We start from the raw sequence: 4,430 nt of genomic DNA, 5'->3' as shown, positions 1-4,430 counted from the left end.
GCCCCGTCGTGACGACGGCGGCCGTGCTGGGGGCGGTGCTGCTCGCGGCGCTGCTGGTGGTGGGGCTGGCCCGCCACACCCGGCGCCGGTTCGGCGGGATGAGCGGTGACGTGCTGGGAGCGGCCTGCGAGGTGGGCGGGACCGCCGTCCTCGTCGTGCTGGCGGCCGCGCTCACCGGGTGACCCGGCGCCTGATCGAGCCGGTCCACGCGGCAGACGGCCACATGATCACCGGTTGTGGAGCGTTCCGTCCGCGAGGCGGGCGCAGGACTCCACAACCGGTGATCATGCGGTGGGGACGGCTCAGACCGACGCGGAGGCCGGGACCAGGGTGTGCATCCAGCCGTGCGGGTCCGGGGCCGCGCCGCGCTGGATCGCGGTCAGCGCCTCGCGCAGCTGCAGGGTGACCGGGCCGGGCTCACCGTTGCCGACGGTCACCTCGCCGCCGCTGTGCTTGACCGTCCCGATCGGGGTGATCACCGCGGCGGTGCCGCAGCCGAACACCTCGGTCAGCACGCCGCTCGCGGCGCCACCGAGCCACTCCTGGCCGGAGATGCGGCGCTCGACCACCGAGATCCCGAGATCCTTCGCCACCGTGATCAGCGAGTCCCGGGTGATGCCGGCGAGCACCGAGCCGCGCAGGTCCGGCGTCGCGACCTCGACCGAGCCGTCGTCGGAGCGGAAGACGAAGAACAGGTTGTTCGAGCCCATCTCGTCGATCCACTGGCGCTCCTCGGCGTCGAGGTAGGCGACCTGGGCGCAGCCGTGCTGGGCGCCGACCGCCTGCGGCAGCAGCGACGCCGCGTAGTTCCCGCCGCACTTGGCGGTGCCGGTGCCGCCGAGCGCGGCGCGCGTGTACTCGGTCTCCAGCCACACGTCCATGGGCTTGACCCCACCGGCGAAGTACGGACCGGCCGGCGAGGCGATGACCGAGTACAGGTACTCCGACGACGGCCGCACCCCCAGCCCGACCTCGGTCGCGATCATGAAGGGCCGCAGGTAGAGCGAGTCCTCGCCGCCGGCCTCGGGCACCCACTCGGAGTCGACCGCGAGGAGCTCGGACAGCGAGGCGAGGAAGAGGTCCTCGGGCAGCTCGGCCATCGCGAGCCGGCGCGCGGAGCCGGCGAACCGGGCGGCGTTGGCGTCGGGCCGGAACGACGCGATCGAACCGTCGGGCTGGCGGTAGGCCTTGAGCCCCTCGAAGATCTCCTGCCCGTAGTGGAGGACCATCGAGGACGGGTCCAGCGTCATCGGGCCGTAGGGCACGACCGCCGGGTCGTGCCAGCCGGTACCGGCGGTCCACCGGATCGTCACCATGTGGTCGGTCATGTACCGCCCGAAGCCGGGGGCGGCCAGTACGTCGGCGCGCCGCTGCGGGGACGCCGGGGCGGGGTTGCGGGTCACGGAGAACTTCGGCGCGCTCATGACACGAACGGTATCTCCGGCGTCCACCCGGCAGACAGTCGGATTCCCGACCGTCGGACGGGTCACCGCACGTGGGAGGGCACCAGGGGCGGCTTCACGACCTCCACCGGCAGCGCGCGGCCCCGGACGTCGATCACCAGTGGGTCGCCGACGGCCACCGCACCCGCGGTGTCGACCAGAGCCAGCGCGATGCCGGTGCGCAGCGTCGGGGAGAAGGTCCCCGAGGTGACGACGCCGACGGGGCTGCCGCCCTCGCCGTCGAGGACGGTCATGCCCGCCCGCGGGACACCCCGCCCGGTCGCCCGCAGCGCGCGCAGGCGCCGCGCCGGGCCCGCCGCGCGCTCGGCGAGCAGGGCGTCGCGGCCCCAGAACGCCGGCTTGTCCCAGCCGACCGCCCAGCTGCTCCCGGCCTGGACCGGGCTGATCTCGGTGGACAGCTCGTGGCCGTGCAGCGGGTAGCCCATCTCGGTGCGCAGGGTGTCGCGCGCCGCGAGACCGCACGGTCCGCCGCCGACCGCGCGGACGGCGTCGAGCAGGGCGTCCCACATCGCCGGTGCGGCCTCCGCGGCGAGGACGACCTCGTAGCCGAGCTCGCCGGTGTAGCCGGTGCGGCAGATCCGCACACCGCCGTCGTTCAGACCGCCCTCGAGGTCGGTGAACGCCATGTAGTCCAGGTCCGCGACGCCCTCCCCCACGGCACCGAGCGCCGCGCTCAGGGCCTCGGCGGAGCGGGGCCCCTGGACGGCGAGCACGGCGAGTTCGCGGTGCCGGTCGGTGATCGTGACCCCGGGCGGGGCGTCGGCGGCGAGCGCGGAGACGATCCGGGTGGAGTTCGCGGCGTTCGGGACGAGCAGCAGGTCGTCGTCCGCAGCCAGGTAGACGATCATGTCGTCCTCGACGCCGCCGCGGTCGTCGCAGGCCAGGGTGTACTGGGCGCGACCCGGGCCGATGCGGCCGAGATCGTTGGTCAGGCAGGCGTTCAGGTGCGCGGCCGCGCCCGGCCCGGAGATCGGGACGGTGCCGAGGTGGCTGACGTCGAACAGGCCCGCCGCCTCGCGGACCGACGTGTGCTCGGCGACGGTGCCGCCCGGGTAGGAGATCGGCATCGACCACCCCCCGAACTCGCCGAGGGTGGCGTCGAGGGCGACGTGCCGGTCGTGCAGCGGGCTGGGCAGGAGCTCGTCGGTCACGCCCGCGACCCTATCGGCCTCAGGCCGCCTGTTCCTCGGGATCGCTGCGGCGCACGGGTTCCTCGGCCGCCGCGCGGGAGCGGGACCGCGCGGTGACGGCGCACAGCACCCAGCCCGCGGCGAGCGCCCCGGCCGTCGCGACCAGCGGCCACGGCGGCATCGACGCGGCGACGGCCAGGCACCCCACCCCACCGGCGACGGCGACGACCGCCGCCCGCACCGGGCGTCCCGGCAGGCGGAGCACCGCGGCGTGCAGCACGGCGTGGTGGACCAGGGCCGCGACGACGGTGACGACGATCGCGGTCGTCGCGGACAGCAGCAGGGTCATCGCCAGGGTGAGCACCCCCAGCGTCAGGTCGGCCACCCACGGCGTGCCGCGGGACCCGCCCCGGCCCAGGAACGCGGGCAGCTCCCCCTCGCGGGACAGCCGGGCGGCGCCGGCCGCGGCCCGCGACAGCGCCCCGAGCAGTGCGGCGATCGTCGCGGCGGCGGCACCGACCCGCACCAGCACCCCCACCTGGGCGCTGCTGCTGGTGTCCATCAGCGCGGCCAGCGGGGCCGACGCCGACGCCAGCCCGGACGCACCGAGCCCGCGCAGCAGGGCCGCCGACAGCAGGAGCAGCAGCACCGTCGTGATCACGACGGCGAGTGCGGGGGCCCGGCGGATCGCCCGCACCGGGTCCCGCAGGCTGCCCCCGAGCTCGGCGACGCGGGACAGCCCGGTGAAGGCGAGGAACACGAACCCGGCGGCGGCGAGCACGCCGAGCGGGCCCGGCTCGATCGCGGCCTGCAGCGTGGCGACGGCCGGGTCGTCGGGCGTCCCGGCGCCGTCGCCGGCGATGCCGGCTCCGGTGGCTGCGGCGGGCATCGCCGAGGACAGCACCGCGTGCGGCCCGTCCGACCGCAGCCCCACCACGATCGCGACGGTCAGGGCGAGCAGCGTGCCCACCACCAGCCCGCGCGCCGCACCGGGCGAGATCCGCACCCCGAAGGCGTTCACCGCGACGACGGCGAGCACCGCCACCACCGCGATCGTGACCGGCTGGGTGGGCAGCACGTAGGCGCCGAACACCAGCGCCGCGGCCGATCCGGCGGCGGCCCGCGAGGTCACCCGCGCGACCGCCCCGAGCCGTAGTGCGGGGGCGGGCAGGTCACCGCGGGCCAGCTCCGGACCGGCCGGGCGGGCGAGCGACAGGTGCGCGGTCGAGCCGACCACGCCGAGCGCGAGCAGCGCGGCGAGGAGCACCCCGAGCGGGAACCAGGTGCCCGCCGACGCGGCCGCCGGGCCGAGCGCGGCGTACAGCCCGGTACCGAACGTCGCCGAGAGGGCGACGACGACCGCGGTCACGGTCGGGATCCGGTACGGGGGGCGGGGCACCCGTTCACCTTCCCATCCACCCCTGTGCCGCGCGGCGCCGCGGGGGTGTCATTACCATCTCGGTCCGGTCTCGTCGTCCTGCCCGCCACCCGGCTCCCCACCCACCCGGCGGACGGGACGCGTGCACCGGCCACGCAGGGTGAGATCGGGCGATCTGGAGCCACTCGTCCGATACCCACCGTTCCCGTCCGACCCCGAGGAGTGCCACCCGTGCCGATCGACGTCCCGACCCTCCCGCAGACCGCCGCACACAGCGGTGCCGAGCCGGAGGCGGTCGTCGACGCCGTCGTGGTCGGTCTGCACGCCCCCGCGGCCGACGCCGCCGACGGCACCGGCCCGGCGCTGGCCGCGGGCGCCGCCGGCGTCGACACGGCGTTCTCCGGGGAGCTGCTGGAGCTGCTCACCACCGTCGGCGCGACCGGGAAGGCCGAGCAGGTC

At 76.0% G+C, this 4,430-nt stretch carries 4 protein-coding genes and 1 pseudogene; 2 read left to right on the top strand and 3 right to left on the bottom strand.

The annotated features are described in order from the left end of the window. Positions 1-182: adenosylcobinamide-GDP ribazoletransferase (locus tag NH602_RS28480; RefSeq protein WP_253069417.1), on the top strand; the 182-nt coding region annotated here is incomplete at its 5' end. Between the two features lie 120 nt (positions 183-302). Here the strand turns inward: NH602_RS28480 and NH602_RS28475 are convergent. The 3 genes from NH602_RS28475 to NH602_RS28465 all read right to left on the bottom strand — a co-directional run bounded on the left by NH602_RS28475 (position 303) and on the right by NH602_RS28465 (position 3,992). Then, positions 303-1,424: a branched-chain amino acid aminotransferase gene (locus NH602_RS28475; RefSeq protein WP_179762426.1), complete on the bottom strand. Its 1,122-nt coding sequence runs from the start codon at positions 1,422-1,424 to the stop codon at positions 303-305. A gap of 62 nt (positions 1,425-1,486) precedes the next feature. Next, the gene (gene gcvT / locus NH602_RS28470; protein WP_253069416.1) at positions 1,487-2,614 is read right to left on the bottom strand and encodes a glycine cleavage system aminomethyltransferase GcvT; all 1,128 of its coding nucleotides are present in this window, start codon (positions 2,612-2,614) and stop codon (positions 1,487-1,489) included. A gap of 19 nt (positions 2,615-2,633) precedes the next feature. After that, the gene (locus NH602_RS28465) at positions 2,634-3,992 is read right to left on the bottom strand and encodes an amino acid permease (protein ID WP_179762424.1); all 1,359 of its coding nucleotides are present in this window, start codon (positions 3,990-3,992) and stop codon (positions 2,634-2,636) included. Positions 3,993-4,202: 210 nt separating this feature from the next. Between NH602_RS28465 and NH602_RS28460 the strand changes: the two are divergent. Then, a pseudogene (locus NH602_RS28460) lies at positions 4,203-4,430 on the top strand (leucyl aminopeptidase); the annotation flags it as partial.

Origin of the sequence: Pseudonocardia sp. McavD-2-B, from assembly GCF_024124365.1 — a bacterium.
GTDB lineage: Bacteria > Actinomycetota > Actinomycetes > Mycobacteriales > Pseudonocardiaceae > Pseudonocardia > Pseudonocardia alni.
Note: the sequence above shows the minus strand (reverse complement) of the source record. Positions and strands in the feature narration are given on the sequence as shown.

What these genes read in the sequence shown, in the direction of transcription:
- NH602_RS28475 (WP_179762426.1), bottom strand. Translation starts at nt 1,424, where the DNA reads ATGAGCGCGCCGAAGTTCTCCGTGACCCGCAACCCCGCCCCGGCGTCC.